Raw genomic sequence first — 14,275 nt, 5'->3', positions numbered from 1 at the left:
CGGGCCCCATCGCAGGCAAGCCAGCTCCCACATTTGATTTGTGAATACATACAAGTGTGGGAGCTGGCTTGCCTGCGATGGGCCAAATCAGTCACCACACAATTATCAATGTGGCTTAGCGGCCGCCTGCCACAAAATCTCCGCAATCCCCTGGCGCTTGGCAATTATCCTGGCCGCCACAAACAGCAAATCCGACAGCCGATTGATATACGCCAAACCCACACCCTCCAGCGGCTCAATCGCATTCAACTGCTGACACCGCCGCTCCGCACTGCGCGCCACGCTGCGGCACACGTGGGCCTGGGCGATCAATGCTGAACCACCGGGCAGGATGAAGTTCTCCAGCGGCCCGACCTCTTCATTCCAGCGATCAATCGCCGCTTCCAGCCGATCCACCTCGGCCGCATTCAACGCCTTGTACTCCGGCATTGCCAACTCGCCGCCCAGATCGAACAACCGATGCTGGCAGGGGGTCAGCACCTCAATCACTTCCTGCAAGCCGGGATGCTGTCCGCCGAGTGCTTCGAGATAGGCCAACAGCAAGCCGAGCTGGCTGTTCAGCGTATCGACTTCGCCAATCGCCTCCACCCGTGGATGATCCTTGGGCACACGGCGGCCATCACCGAGGCCGGTTTCGCCCTTGTCGCCGGTGCGGGTGTAGATCTTCGATAGGCGAAAGCCCATGGTCATTGCTCCAGTTGGGTGAGGTCGTAAGGCGGCAGTTGGCTGCCGGCCAGTGGCAGGCGCAAGGTGAAACACGTGCCTTGGCCAAGGGTGGAGTGCACTTCCATCTGGCCCTTGTGGTTGTTGGTGATGATGAAATACGACACCGACAGCCCGAGCCCGGTGCCCTGGCCGATTTCCTTGGTGGTGAAAAACGGCTCGAAGGTGCGTTTGCGCACGTTCTCGCTCATGCCGATGCCATTGTCCTCCACCTGTATTTCTGCCCACGGCGGGTTGAGGCGCGTGCGCAGGATGATGCGCCCCGGCTCGCTGTCATCTTCACGCAGGTGAATGGCCTGGGCGGCGTTTTTCAGCAGGTTGAGCAGGACCTGTTCCAGTTCGTTGGCGGTGCCGGGTACCGGGCCCAACTGCGGGTCGAACTGGCGGATGATCGCTTGGCCCTTGAAGTCAAAGCCGATGGTGAGGTCGAAGTCGTTACCGGCGATTTCCACCGCTTGGTCGATCAGCGCCGGTAAGTCGCACGGTGCCATCTGCCGGTTGCTGCGGCGACTGAAGCTGAGCATATGGGTGACGATCTTCGCCGCCCGCGCCCCGGCTTGCTGAATGCCATCGAGCAGTTGCGGCACTTCGCGGCTTTGCAGGTAGTGGTCGACCGTTTCCAGCTCGATGCCGGCCTGCTCGGCGTGCTCCAGGTTCTTGGGCAGGTCGGGAGACAGGCGGCGGCGGATGTTCTGCACGTTATGCAGGATCGCGCCCAGCGGGTTGTTGATCTCGTGGGCCATGCCGGCGGCCAGGCCACCTACCGACAGCATTTTCTCGGACTGCACCATCATCTCTTCCAGGGACAGTCGCTGGGTGATGTCATCGATACGAATCACCACGCCACGCCCGGCGCCACCCATCAGTGGGTAGAAGGTCAGGGCGTAATGCTTGGGTTCGTCGTCCTTGAACCAGGTGACCCGCTCGATGCGCTCCACGGTGTGTTGTTCGACCGCTGCCCTGATCTGCGGCAAGTAGGGTTTGAGCGGCTGGAAGGCCAAGTAGATCGGCTGGTTCAGCGCTTCATCCAAGCGGGTACCGGAAAGCGCGCTGGCCTCCTGGTTCCACTGCGTCACGTAGAGCTGTTCATCCAGGGCGATCAGTGCCGAGGGCATCGAGTCGATGATGCTGTTCAGGTAATTCTGGAAGCCGGTGAGTTTTTTCTCGATCTTGCTGCGAACCTGGACTTCCAGTTCCAGCTTGCGGTTGGTGTGGCGCGTTTCTTCGGCCAGGCCTTGGGCTTGGTCGTAGGCCGCCTGGGAGTCGTCCCGTGCGCGCTTGAGTTGCTGTTCGCGGGCTTCGATCCGCGACAGCATGGTGTTGAAGGCTTCGGCCAGGCTGCCGATTTCATCGTGGTTGCCACGGCCAGCGCGTAGGGCGTAGTTCTCTTCGCGGGTGACCTGGCGCGACAACTCTTCGAGTTCGTGGATCGGCCGGGTGATCAGGCGTTTGATCTGGCGGGCGATGATCAACCACAGCAGCACGCTGAAAATCAGGATGCCCAGGCTGGCCGTCAGCGTGCCCGTGTAGAACGCCACCGGTAGCTCACTGCTGGCCACCAGCAGCAGGTGCCCGGACGCTTGGCCAGCACGGGGCAGGGTGATGATCTGGTTGCTGCGAAACTCGGTGACCCGCCACGCTTCGATATGCCGGTAGTTGTCGGGCAGGTGCAGGCGGTCGCCGTGTTGCATCTGCGCCAGGCGGTTGCCTTCACCGTCGTACAGGGCGGCGGCGCGCAAGGGGGAATAGCTGGTCAGCTCGTTGAGCAGGGCGTCCGCCTTGGCGGGTGATTCGAGGGCTTCGGCGGCGAGCGCGGGGTTGGACACCAGGCGACCAATCGCCTGCAAGGCTTGGGGGGCCATGCTTTCCTGGGAGATCCAGTAGGCGGCGCTGATAAAGGTCAGGTTGGCCACCAGCAATACGGTGGTCAACAGCACCAGCAGGGCGGCCAGCAGTTTCTGCCCGACCGGTAGGTTTTCAAGACGCTGGCGCAGCGGCATCAGGGTTTTCCCAGGTGATAGACAGGCGGGCAGAGTAGCGCGTGGCTCAGTCGCGGGGCAATCCGCGTGCAAGTAACTGCTCGACCAGGCGCACCTGCAACTGCTGCAAATGCGGCAGGTTCAGTTGGTGACGGGCGGCCGCCTGGCAAGCATAGCCCAATAGATAGCTGATTTCGGTGCGACGGCCGGCGGCCACGTCCTGGTACATGGAAGAGTAATTGGCGGCGGTGGCCTGGATCACCCGTTCCACTTCGTGTTGCAGGTCCAGCGCGGCAGCAGGCTGGCCGCAGCATTCCAGCAGTTCAGCCAGCTCTGCGCACAGGGTGGCGACTTCGCAGTGATGGGCCTGCAATTCGCCGTTACGACATTGATACAGCACGGTCAGCGGGTTGATGGCGCAATTGAGGGCCAGCTTGCGCCATAGCCGCGTAAGGATATCGGTACTCCAATCGTGGGGGATGCCAGCGGCGTGCAGGTCATCCAGCCACAGGGGCGGGTTAGGGTGGCTCGCGTCGCCCAGCCAGGTGTAGCCATGGCCGGCAAACACGACACGCCAGTCGCCATCGCGAAAGGCGCCTTCCGTGCTGGAGGCAAAGATGCAGCGCGCCTGGGGCAACTGCGCGGCGACCGCATCCTGGCTGCCAAGGCCGTTCTGCAGCAGGATCAGCTCGGCATCTGGAGCTAGCCGCTGTTGCAACTGTGCGACGGCGCCTTGGGCGTCGTAGGCTTTACACGCCACCAGCAGGCGATGAATCGGCCCAGGGCTGTCAGGCGTTTCGCCTGTCACGGGGTAAGTCTGCTCAATGCCTTGTTCCACCAGGGTCAGTCCCTTGCCCGCCTGATAACTGGCCAGGCGCGCCTCATCACGCAGGATCAACCTGACGGGCACGCCTGCGCGCGCCAGGCGGGTGGCCCAGAGTGTGCCTAGGCTGCCGGCGCCGAGAATATGCCAGGTGGTCGACATCTGTTTGTGCTCCATGGGGTCGCTCACAGTGAATGCGGCGAAAGAACCGCTATAATGCCCCGGCATTTTAGCTTGGGCGCGCTCCATCTCTACTGAGCCCGCCCCTTATATTGGAGAAATGACATGCCTTCGTTCGACGTGGTATCCGAACTGGACAAACACGAAGTCACCAACGCCGTCGAGAACGCCGTCAAGGAACTGGACCGTCGCTATGACTTGAAAGGCAAGGGCAGCTTCGAATTCAAGGAAAAAGAGCTGACCGTCAACCTGACCGCTGAAGCCGATTTCCAGCTGGAAGCGATGATCGAGATCCTCAAGCTGTCGCTGGTCAAGCGCAAGATCGACGCGCAGTGCCTTGAAATCAAGGATGCCTACGCCTCCGGCAAGCTGATGAAGCAAGAAGCCATCCTCAAGGAAGGCATCGATAAGGAGCTGGCGAAGAAAATCGTCGCCCACATCAAGGACGCCAAGCTGAAAGTCCAGGCCGCGATCCAGGGTGAACAGGTTCGTGTCACTGGCAAGAAACGTGACGACCTGCAAGAGGCCATTGCGGCCCTGCGCGCCAAGACCTTCGACATGCCGCTGCAGTTCAACAACTTCCGCGACTGATGGCACATTGGGGAACCTGTCGGCGTTTTTGACGTCCCACGCCCCAGAACCTGCGCCTACTATTGAGCCCTACGGGGCTCAATTGCATTTATGGCCACTCATTACGCCGAACATCCGGTAACCAGGAGAATGTAGATGGATTTGAACGCTGAAATGGATCACCTGATCAAGACCTCGGAATCTTGGCTGCCGATGATCATGGAATACGGCAGCCGGTTCTTGCTGGCTTTGGTCACCTTGGTCATCGGTTGGTGGCTGATTAACGTGTTGACCCATCGCGTGGGGCGCCTGCTGGCCCTGCGCAATGCTGACATGGCCCTGCAACATTTCATTACCCGACTTGCGAACGTCGCGCTCAAAATCATGCTGGTGGTCAACGTGGCCTCGATGATCGGCGTGGCAACCACCTCGTTCATTGCGGCGATCGGTGCCGCTACCCTGGCCATCGGCATGGCATTGCAAGGCAGCCTGGCGAACTTCGCCGGTGGCGTGCTGATTCTGTTGTTCCGCCCGTTCCGCATTGGTGACTGGATCGAAGCCCAAGGCACTTCGGGTACCGTCGATAGCATCCAGATCTTCCACACCGTACTGCGTACCGGCGACAACAAGACCGTGATCGTGCCGAACGGCATCCTGTCCAATGGCCTTATCACCAACACCAACCGTCAGCCGACCCGCAAGGTGGTGTTCGATGTGGGTGTGGACTATGAAGCCGACTTGCAAAAAGCCCGTGACGTGTTGCTGGAACTGGCGAAAGACCCTCGGGTATTGGCAGACCCTGCTGCTGTCGCAGTGGTGTCGACCTTAGGTGACAGTTCGATCACCGTGTCCCTGCGTTGCTGGACCAAGACGGCCGATTACTGGGACGTGGTGTTCATGTTGAACGAACTTGCACGGGACCGCTTGAAAGCGGCGGGGATTGATATTCCGTTTCCACAGCGGGTTATTCGTGTGATGCAGGAAACAGTTGCCAAGTAACTGGGGTCATTCTTGAACTTGGCCGTTAGGTCAGGTTCAAGGTGCAAGCGCTAATCTCGTTAGTTAGCTTGCTAGTTATTCCAGTGCTGAAATATTACAGCCAAAAAAAAGCCGCTCCCTTGCTAAATAAGGGAGCGGCTTTTTGTTTAAGGCCTAGGCCTTAAGTCATCGTTGTAATTAAAGCGTCAATTACAAGATGTTCAGCGGGTATTGGGCGATCAGACGCAGTTCGTCGATGGACGAAGAACCGTAGTACACGCCATCAGACGAACGATAGGTCGCTTGACGTACACGCAGGCTCAGGTCTTTGGCCGGGCCGCTCTGGATCACGTATTTGGCTTCGATGTCGCGTTCCCACTCTTTGCCGTTCGAGGTGGTGGCGGTGTTCGCGCCGCTACCGGTTACGTAACGAGTCATGAAGCTCAGGCCAGGAATGCCGAAGGTAGCCATGTTGATGTCGTAACGCGCCTGGTAGGACTTCTCGCCTTCGGCGTTGAAGTCGGAACGGGCGATGGAGTTGGCCAGGAACACAGTGCCGCCGCCGTCTACGCCGTAGCCGTAGTCGCCGTCGCCAGTGACTTTCTGGGCTGCCAGGGTGAAGGTGTGTGCACCGATGGTGTACGCACCCTGCAAGCTGAACGCGCGGTTGTCGAGCTTGGTGCGTTCTTCGAACGGCAGGGCGCTGTCCTTGGAAGCACGTTGCAGGCCTTCACCGTCGCTTTTCGTGTCGTAGATGTTGAAGTCCAAGGCGAACGACTGGTCGTCGCTCAGCGCGTGGGTCCAGTTCAGGTTGCTGTACCACTTGCGGAAGTAGTCTTCGGTTTTAGCGTAGTACAGGCTACCGGTGAACTCTGGGGTGAAGGAGTAGACTGCGCCGGCAAAGTCGGTTTTGGTCAGGCCCAGGCTGTCATGGTAGGTCTGGTTCTGCGCGATGCTGGAAGTGAAGTGACCACCTTCCAGCTTCAGGCCCTTGATTTCGTTGCTGGTGATCGAGATACCTTGTGGCAGCTCTGGCAGCAAGCGGCTGTCGTCAGACGCGAAGACAGGGGCTGTGGTGTACTGGTCACCGATTTTCAGGACAGTATCGGAGATACGGAATTTAACCGCGCCGCCGCCTTTGGAGTAGTCGTCTTGCGAGCGACCATCGGAACCGGTTGGGAACAGACCAGTGCCAGCACGGCCTTTGCCGCTGTCGAGCTTGACGCCCAGCAGGCCAATCACGTCAACACCGACACCGATGGTGCCTTGGGTGAAGCCCGAGGAGTACAGGGCGTTGAAGCCCAGGCCGGATTCTTCGGCACGGCTCTGAGAGTCCGGGCCCGACGGGTTGTTGCGGAAGTCGCGGCTGAAGTACAGGGCGCGAGTATTAATGCTGAAAGTGCTGTCTTCAACAAAGCCTTTGGAATCGCTTTGGGCGGACGCCATTGCGAACTGCGTAGTGCCTGCTGAAACAGCCAGGGCGATCATGCTCCACTTCATCACGCGCATCGTGATTTGCTCCTTTGGTTTTAGGAAGAGTACTGCCGTCCCACCTGTATTTTTGTCTGGGCGGCTCTTTCTTTTTGTGTCGGCGCAAAGTTATATCACGCTGACAATATTGGCGATACTTGCCCAACTTTCCTTTCAGCTTCTTTACGAGCTTGTCGTAGATTGCTATATCCATGTCGCAAATTCACAGCCCCACTGTAACGAGGCTGACAACTTCAATACTGTTTCTAAACCGTTAAAAGAACGCAAAAAAACGTTACTTTCGAAGTTTGAAATCATCCTTGGCGCGCATTGAACCGCTGCTGTTTTTCATCGCGAAACACCCGCTTCCCTACCGGTGCCGTTGCCGACGATAAAGGGATGAATGCAGCAAGCGTGCCCAAAGTGAAATTCGAATGTCATTTTTTCGTGAAAAACGTCGTGGCTTCGTGAAAACCGCATAAGCACGGGGTTTTTACGCCGATTGGTTTGGGCTTGACGCACGCTTCCTTTCCTTGGTGTGGGGTGCATAAATCCTGAACCTGGGTAAAACGTTACCGGTTCACCCCGCCCAGTGGGTAATCGGCGGATCTCTTTGAGGCATAAATGGGTCATTTTGGTGCAGGCCCCCCGATGACGCTCGACTGCAGTGATGGCTTAATGCCTTGACTTGCGAAGCCTCTGTGTCGCGGGTTTCGTCGTAATCGTTTGCTCAGTGTTTATCTATTTACGGCTGGATTGGTCATTGAGCGTAGTCGAATTATTCGTTTGTCTCGAAATGGTGCGCTTTTTTTCATCGCACTTGGCCCGGCGCGCAGGGGCTGGCGTGAAGCGTGCGCGATTCGCAGGTATGCTGGTGGCCTTGAACCTGACCTGCCGAACGGAGTGCCTGCGGTGTTCGCTTTAGATCAACGCCTTCAACAAGACACGCTGACCCTGGGGGACTTCCCCCTGTGCCGACTGCTGCTGTCCAATGACTCGAACTACCCCTGGTTCATCCTGGTGCCGCGTATCAACGGTATCAGCGAAGTGTTTCAACTGGATGTCGCCGATCAGCAACAGTTGTGGCAAGAGACGACGGCCCTGGCGCAAGTGCTGAATGACGGGCTGGCGGCGGACAAGATGAACATCGGCGCGCTGGGCAATGTGGTCAGCCAGTTGCACGTCCATGTGATCGTGCGCAAGCGCGATGATGCCGCCTGGCCGGCGCCGGTATGGGGCAAGCATCCGGCGCAGCCTTACACCGATGCGCAAGTGGCAGCCATTCGCGCCCGTCTGCGCGAGCTGTTGCCTGCTGACTTTGTCTTTACCCAGGGTTGAATCATGGATCTGCAAGACCGCGTCACTGACCTGGAGAGCCGCCTGGCCTTCCAGGACGACACCATCGAAACCCTCAACGATATCCTCGTCACCCAGCAGCGGGCCGTCGAGCGCCTGCAATTGCAGATGACCGCACTGCTAAAGCGCCAGGAAGAAATGGGCGGCCAATTCGAAACGTCCGAAGAAGAAGCGCCGCCGCCTCACTATTGATAGCGGCTAATGGCTGCGCATAAAAAAACCGCGAACCAGCCAGGCTGGATCGCGGTTTTTTTTGCTGCGAGCGCGGGTATCAGCGACGCGGCAGTGCAGCAATCACGTCTTCGGCCTGCAGGCCTTTGTCGCGATTCATGACGGAGAACTCCACGCGCTGGCCTTCCACCAGTACGCGATGGCCTTCGCCGCGGATGGCCCGGAAATGGACGAAGATATCGTCGCCCGAATCACGGGAAATAAAGCCGAAGCCTTTGGACGTGTTGAACCACTTGACGGTACCGGTATCCCGATTGGTCATGTCGTAGGTTTGCGACGAGGCCGCAGGGGACGAACGGTAGAAGCTGATGGCCAGGTGAAGAACGATGGCGACCACAGCAATCACCAGGCTGAGCAGGATGGCCGGGTGGCCGCCGACTTCAGGCATGGGTGCCAGGAGGGTGAGGGTTTGTACGACAACGGTCAGTACCAACAGCGCGCTGACCAGGTTTTGCAGTTGATGACGTGTGCCTTTGTTCCAGTAAGGGATCACCGGTGCCAGCGTCAGGTTAAGAAGGCCGAACAAGGCCAGGTACAGAGCGTCGTGTTGTTCCAGGTAGGGAGGGCTTCCCTGTTGCAAGCTCGGTATAAAGGACAGCAGCAAAGCTGCAACGCCCGTTAGCAGGTGGACGATTTTCAACATTTTGATTAACTCACGTTAAGACGGATCACAAGGAAGAGCTGACTGGCACGGTTCGCTTCTGAACAATGGGAGGCGTTGGGCACGTGCGCGGGGTATCAGCCTATGCCGCTGCCGCAGAAAGTAACGGCGACGACACGCCGCCTATTTAACAGCAAAGGCTGTGCCTACTCAAATCAAGCATTTCAGGGTGTTGCAAGGGACATGGCATTTCTGCGTCAAACGCTTGTCCTAGACACGTGCAGGTGTTTCAAGCGGGGTTGCAGGGATATTTCCTACTCTGGCCAAAGGCTTGGGACCCACCGTTTGACCGGCCACGCCGGGGCGAATTGCCGCGCCGGGCTGCGCATCGCTGCCACTCTTGCTAGAGTGGTCCTGCACCGGATCAATGAATGCTTGTCAATTGAAGGGGATAAACATGGCAATCGATATCGGTATCAGTGAAGAAGATCGTAAATCCATCGTCGACGGGCTTTCACGGCTGCTTTCCGATACCTATGTTTTGTATCTGAAGACCCACAATTTCCATTGGAACGTCACGGGCCCCATGTTCCGCACGCTGCACTTGATGTTTGAAGAGCAGTACAACGAGCTGGCGCTGGCCGTGGACTCCATTGCCGAGCGTATCCGTGCCCTGGGTTTCCCGGCGCCGGGTGCCTACTCCATCTACGCCCGACTTTCGTCCATCAAGGAAGAGGAAGGCGTGCCCAGCGCAGAAGAGATGATCAAGCAGTTGGTCGCCGGCCAGGAGGCGGTCACTCGTACCGCGCGCGGCATCTTCCCACTGCTCGACAAGGTCAGCGACGAGCCGACCGCCGACCTGCTGACCCAGCGCATGCAGGTTCACGAGAAAACCGCGTGGATGCTGCGCTCGCTGCTCGAAAATCAGTAAACGCCGACCCTGAGTGGCGCCGTCCTGGCGCCGCTCGCTTGTTTCCGCGCATTTCCTGGCGTTGTCCTACGTCTATCGACGCCGCGTCTTCTGGCTGCCTGCCTCTGCCTGCTGTTTTATAGGGCGACTGCCCAATGGGACAACCCATGGGCTGCTGTTTGGCAATGGAGTGTCAGGTGTATGTCACGCGGAGTGGGTAATGGAGTGATGGAAACCGGTGGTTTCCATAAGATAAAGATCGACCCCTTTGCAAAAGGGTTCGATATGGGACTGGCCAAGCCATTGTCCCGGTCAGTGAGGCTCAACGGGTTTTCCACTTGCCTGCGGCTGGAGCAGATCTATTGGAATATCCTCACGGAGATAGCCAGGATCAATGCCTGTTCAGTCAGTGCGTTGCTGTCTTACGTCGATCGGGAAGTGCACCTGCGTTACGGCGGTGTGAAGAACTTCAGTGGGTTGGTCAGGGTGGTGTGCGTGGTTCATGCCTTGAAAGGGTGTATTGAACCGACCTGTTTACCGGGGCAGTCCCTGGTATAGCCACCGGGCTTCGGGGCCGGCCTTCCTTCGTGGCGGGCAGGGCTCCGGGCAGAAAGCCGGCTGCGCTGCCTCGATTTACCAGATATAATCCCGCGCTTTGCTACGCATGCCGCCCACCCGTAGGCCAGGCGTGGCGCAGTAACGATCTGATCGCCGAGACATCTCCATGCCCATGTACGACTATCAATGTGCTTCCTGTGGTCATCAGTTGGAAGCCATTCAGAAGATCAGCGCAGCGCCGCTGGTCGATTGCCCAGCCTGCCAGGCGCCGGAGCTCAAGAAGATGTTGTCCATGCCAGGCTTCCGCCTGAGCGGCAGCGGCTGGTACGAGACCGACTTCAAGACCGGCTCGAAGAAGAACCTGGCGGGCGGCGACAAAGCAGACTGAGTTGAACTCTACGCGCAGGCTCCTGCATTATCCGTCCCCTGCTTTAATGTACGGTGACGAGGCAGGCCTCCACCGAATTTCGAATTACGAGAAGTGAAACCACTACCATGATGCGCAGCCACTATTGCGGCCAACTGAACGAGACCCTGGAAGGTCAGGAAATCACCCTTTGCGGATGGGTTCACCGTCGCCGCGACCACGGCGGGGTGATCTTCCTCGATATCCGTGATCGTGATGGTCTGGCCCAGGTGGTGTTCGACCCGGATCGCGCCGAGAGCTTCGCCGCCGCCGACCGCGTGCGCAGCGAATACGTCGTGAAGATCACCGGCAAGGTTCGCCTGCGTCCGGCCGGTGCCGTGAACAAGAACATGGCGTCCGGCGGCATTGAAGTGCTGGGCTATGAACTGGAAGTGCTGAACGAATCGGAAACCCCGCCGTTTCCGCTCAACGAATACTCCGACGTCGGCGAAGAAACCCGCCTGCGTTATCGCTTCCTGGACCTGCGTCGTCCGGAGATGGCCGAGAAGCTGCGCCTGCGTTCGCGCATGACCACCAGTATCCGCCGCTTCCTCGACGAAAACGGCTTCCTGGACGTCGAGACCCCGATCCTGACCCGCGCCACCCCGGAAGGCGCGCGTGACTACCTGGTGCCTAGCCGTACCCACGCCGGTTCGTTCTTCGCCCTGCCGCAATCGCCACAACTGTTCAAGCAGTTGCTGATGGTGGCTGGCTTCGACCGCTACTACCAGATCGCCAAGTGCTTCCGTGACGAAGACCTGCGCGCCGACCGCCAGCCGGAATTCACCCAGATCGACATCGAGACCAGCTTCCTCGATGAAAAAGAGATCATGGGCCTGACCGAGCAGATGATCCGCAACCTGTTCAAGGAAGTGCTGGGCCTGGAATTCGGCGACTTCCCGCACATGACCTTCGAAGAAGCCATGCGCCGCTACGGTTCCGACAAGCCAGACCTGCGTAACCCGCTGGAACTGGTGGACGTGGCCGACCAGCTCAAGGAAGTCGACTTCAAGGTGTTCAGCGGCCCGGCCAACGACCCGAAATGCCGCATTGCCGCCCTGCGCGTGCCTGGCGGCGCAAGCATGCCGCGCAAGCAGATCGACGACTACACCAAGTTCGTCGGCATCTACGGTGCCAAGGGCCTGGCGTATATCAAGGTCAACGAGCGCGCCAACGGTATTGACGGCCTGCAATCGCCGATCGTGAAGAACATTCCGCTGGACAACCTGAACGCGATCCTCGACCGCGTCGGTGCAGTCGACGGCGATATCGTGTTCTTCGGCGCCGACAAGGCCAAGATCGTCAGCGAAGCCCTGGGCGCGCTGCGCATCAAGCTGGGTCACGACCTGAACCTGCTGACCTGCGAATGGGCCCCGATGTGGGTCGTTGACTTCCCGATGTTCGAAGAGAACGACGACGGCAGCTTCAGCGCCTTGCACCACCCGTTCACTGCACCGAAGTGTTCGCCGGCCGAGCTGGAAGCCAACCCGGCAGGCGCCCTGTCCCGCGCTTACGACATGGTACTCAACGGCACCGAGCTGGGTGGCGGTTCGATCCGTATCCACCGCAAAGAGATGCAGCAAGCGGTTTTCCGTCTGTTGGGCATCAACGAAGCGGAACAGGAAGAGAAATTCGGCTTCCTGCTCGACGCCCTGAAATACGGTGCGCCGCCGCACGGTGGCCTGGCATTCGGCCTGGACCGCCTGGTGATGCTGATGACCGGCGCCCAGTCGATCCGTGAAGTGATCGCCTTCCCGAAAACCCAGAGTGCTGCGGACGTCATGACCCAGGCTCCAGGTGTGGTGGATGCCAAGGCATTGCGCGAGTTGCACATCCGCCTGCGCGAGACGCCGAAGGCTGAGTAAGGCTGCTGCGTGAAAGCGCACTGAGGTTTACGCAGTCTAAAAAGGCGCATCTTCGGATGCGCCTTTGCGTTACAAGGGCTGTGATTTAAAGAGAGAAGTCCTGCCCAGCGGGATTGACAAGGTTTCTACAGAATTTCGGAGTTGTGTTATGGCTGGCCATTCCAAGTGGGCGAACATCAAGCACCGCAAAGAGCGTCAGGATGCCAAGAAAGGCAAGATTTTCACCAAGTGGATCCGCGAGCTGACCGTCGCTGCCCGCCAGGGCGGTGGCGACCCGGGCTCTAACCCGCGCCTGCGCCTTGCGCTGGACAAGGCCCTTGGCGCCAACATGAGCCGTGACATCATCGACCGCGCCGTGGCCCGTGGTGCCGGCGCCGCCGATACCGACGACATGGTCGAGCTGAGCTACGAAGGCTACGGCCCGGGCGGCGTTGCAGTGATGGTCGAGTGCATGACCGACAACCGCAACCGCACCGCGGCAGCCGTGCGCCATGCCTTCAGCAAGTGCGGCGGCAACCTGGGTACCGATGGTTCGGTGGCCTACCTGTTCGAGCGCAAGGGGCAGATCTCCTTCGCGCCGGGCACTGATGAAGACGCGCTGATGGAAGCGGCGATGGAGGCAGATGCCGACGACGTGGTGACCAACGAAGATGGCTCCATCGATGTGTTCACTTCGTTTGCCAGTTTCTACGCCGTGCGCAACGCGCTGGAAGCCGCCGGCTTCAAGGGCACCGACGCAGAAATCGTGATGCTGCCGACCACCAGTGCCGAACTGGACCTGGACGGAGCGCAGAAAGTGTTGAAGATGCTGGACATGCTCGAAGACCTGGATGATGTGCAGAACGTGTATTCCAACGCCGACATCCCTGAGTCTGTAGCCGAACAGCTAGGCTGAAGGGCGATGTAGTTTTAAATGTGGGAGGGGGCTTGCCCCCGATAGCGGTGGTTCAGTCGATTGCGAGATAACTGACACACTGTCATCGGGGGCAAGCCCCCTCCCACATTGAACCTCCCGGTATCAAAAAATGTGTTTACCCAACCCGCAGGCGTTATGACTTTAATCCTAGGTATCGACCCCGGTTCGCGCATCACCGGTTTTGGCGTGGTGCAACAGACCCCGCGCGGCTGTGTCTATGTCGCGTCGGGCTGCATCCGCACCGGTGCGGGCGAGTTGGCCGAGCGCCTGCAGATCGTCTATCGCGGCGTGCGTGAAGTGATCCAGACCTACGGGCCGGTCACCATGGGCATCGAAAAAGTGTTCATGGCCAAGAACGCCGACTCAGCCCTCAAGCTCGGCCAGGCCCGTGGCGCCGCCATCGTTGCCGGCGCCGAGGAAGGCATGGAAATCGCCGAATACACCGCCACCCAGGTCAAACAGGCCGTGGTCGGCACCGGCGCGGCGAACAAAGAGCAGGTGCAGATGATGGTCATGCACATGCTCAAGCTCACGTCAAAACCGCAGATCGACGCCTCCGACGCCCTGGCTATCGCCATTTGCCATGCGCACACTCGCTCAAGCTTGCTGCCTCATGGCCTGGGCACGGCACGCAGTCGTGGCGGGCGCCTGCGTCTCTGATAGCATCAGCGCAATCGTTTTCCGGTCGGGCCGTGCTCTGACCCCAAGC

At 59.2% G+C, this 14,275-nt stretch carries 15 protein-coding genes; 10 read left to right on the top strand and 5 right to left on the bottom strand.

The window, feature by feature from the left end; translation table 11 throughout:
- Positions 1-105: 105 nt before the first annotated feature.
- Genes KHP07_RS14640 through KHP07_RS14630 form a run of 3 tightly spaced genes read right to left on the bottom strand, consistent with a single transcriptional unit; the run spans position 106 to position 3,687 of the window.
- Positions 106-684, bottom strand: coding sequence for a cob(I)yrinic acid a,c-diamide adenosyltransferase (locus KHP07_RS14640; RefSeq protein ID WP_099494279.1), 579 nt, complete (start codon positions 682-684; stop codon positions 106-108).
- A 2-nt stretch (positions 685-686) separates the two neighbouring features.
- Positions 687-2,723 carry a sensor histidine kinase gene (locus KHP07_RS14635; protein WP_214497407.1) on the bottom strand — a complete coding sequence of 679 codons (2,037 nt, stop codon included), beginning with the start codon at positions 2,721-2,723 and terminating at the stop codon, positions 687-689.
- A 46-nt stretch (positions 2,724-2,769) separates the two neighbouring features.
- Entirely contained in the window at positions 2,770-3,687 is a 918-nt protein-coding gene (locus KHP07_RS14630; RefSeq protein ID WP_214497406.1) for a putative 2-dehydropantoate 2-reductase, read from the bottom strand.
- Between the two features lie 123 nt (positions 3,688-3,810).
- Here KHP07_RS14630 and KHP07_RS14625 point away from each other — a divergent pair, with 123 nt between their 5' ends.
- On the top strand, positions 3,811-4,296 hold the full coding sequence (locus KHP07_RS14625) for a YajQ family cyclic di-GMP-binding protein (RefSeq protein ID WP_010208088.1): 486 nt from the start codon (positions 3,811-3,813) through the stop codon (positions 4,294-4,296).
- 135 nt (positions 4,297-4,431) lie between these two features.
- Positions 4,432-5,274: a mechanosensitive ion channel family protein gene (locus KHP07_RS14620; protein ID WP_214497405.1), complete on the top strand. Its 843-nt coding sequence runs from the start codon at positions 4,432-4,434 to the stop codon at positions 5,272-5,274.
- Between the two features lie 189 nt (positions 5,275-5,463).
- Here KHP07_RS14620 and KHP07_RS14615 read toward each other — a convergent pair whose 3' ends face one another.
- Positions 5,464-6,762: an OprD family porin gene (locus KHP07_RS14615; RefSeq protein ID WP_214497404.1), complete on the bottom strand. Its 1,299-nt coding sequence runs from the start codon at positions 6,760-6,762 to the stop codon at positions 5,464-5,466.
- Between the two features lie 873 nt (positions 6,763-7,635).
- Between KHP07_RS14615 and KHP07_RS14610 the strand changes: the two genes are divergently transcribed.
- Both KHP07_RS14610 and KHP07_RS14605 read left to right on the top strand, forming a co-directional pair.
- Entirely contained in the window at positions 7,636-8,061 is a 426-nt protein-coding gene (locus tag KHP07_RS14610) for an HIT domain-containing protein (protein WP_078050993.1), read from the top strand.
- Between the two features lie 3 nt (positions 8,062-8,064).
- Complete coding sequence (locus KHP07_RS14605) at positions 8,065-8,271, top strand: SlyX family protein (RefSeq protein WP_015885618.1); 207 nt, start codon at positions 8,065-8,067, stop codon at positions 8,269-8,271.
- Between the two features lie 79 nt (positions 8,272-8,350).
- On the opposite strand, the gene KHP07_RS29705 is transcribed toward KHP07_RS14605, so the two are convergent.
- Positions 8,351-8,953: a cold-shock protein gene (locus tag KHP07_RS29705; protein WP_025854767.1), complete on the bottom strand. Its 603-nt coding sequence runs from the start codon at positions 8,951-8,953 to the stop codon at positions 8,351-8,353.
- Positions 8,954-9,368: 415 nt separating this feature from the next.
- Between KHP07_RS29705 and KHP07_RS14595 the strand changes: the two genes are divergently transcribed.
- From KHP07_RS14595 to ruvC, 6 genes are all read left to right on the top strand, one after another.
- Complete coding sequence (locus tag KHP07_RS14595; protein ID WP_003193874.1) at positions 9,369-9,842, top strand: Dps family protein; 474 nt, start codon at positions 9,369-9,371, stop codon at positions 9,840-9,842.
- 180 nt (positions 9,843-10,022) lie between these two features.
- Positions 10,023-10,379 carry a ribbon-helix-helix domain-containing protein gene (locus tag KHP07_RS14590; protein WP_078050010.1) on the top strand — a complete coding sequence of 119 codons (357 nt, stop codon included), beginning with the start codon at positions 10,023-10,025 and terminating at the stop codon, positions 10,377-10,379.
- 166 nt (positions 10,380-10,545) lie between these two features.
- The gene (locus tag KHP07_RS14585; RefSeq protein ID WP_010208103.1) at positions 10,546-10,767 is read left to right on the top strand and encodes an FmdB family zinc ribbon protein; all 222 of its coding nucleotides are present in this window, start codon (positions 10,546-10,548) and stop codon (positions 10,765-10,767) included.
- 107 nt (positions 10,768-10,874) lie between these two features.
- Positions 10,875-12,650 (top strand): aspartate--tRNA ligase, encoded by a 1,776-nt coding sequence (gene aspS / locus KHP07_RS14580; RefSeq protein WP_078050009.1) that lies wholly within the window; start codon positions 10,875-10,877, stop codon positions 12,648-12,650.
- A gap of 148 nt (positions 12,651-12,798) precedes the next feature.
- Positions 12,799-13,545, top strand: a complete 747-nt coding sequence (locus KHP07_RS14575; protein WP_058423270.1) for a YebC/PmpR family DNA-binding transcriptional regulator — start codon at positions 12,799-12,801, stop codon at positions 13,543-13,545.
- A gap of 156 nt (positions 13,546-13,701) precedes the next feature.
- The gene (gene ruvC, locus KHP07_RS14570) at positions 13,702-14,226 is read left to right on the top strand and encodes a crossover junction endodeoxyribonuclease RuvC (protein ID WP_016975450.1); all 525 of its coding nucleotides are present in this window, start codon (positions 13,702-13,704) and stop codon (positions 14,224-14,226) included.
- The last annotated feature ends 49 nt before the right edge of the window (positions 14,227-14,275 follow it).

The sequence above is a fragment of the Pseudomonas sp. VS40 genome (genome assembly GCF_018587885.1).
GTDB lineage: Bacteria > Pseudomonadota > Gammaproteobacteria > Pseudomonadales > Pseudomonadaceae > Aquipseudomonas > Aquipseudomonas pergaminensis.
Note: the sequence above shows the minus strand (reverse complement) of the source record. Positions and strands in the feature narration are given on the sequence as shown.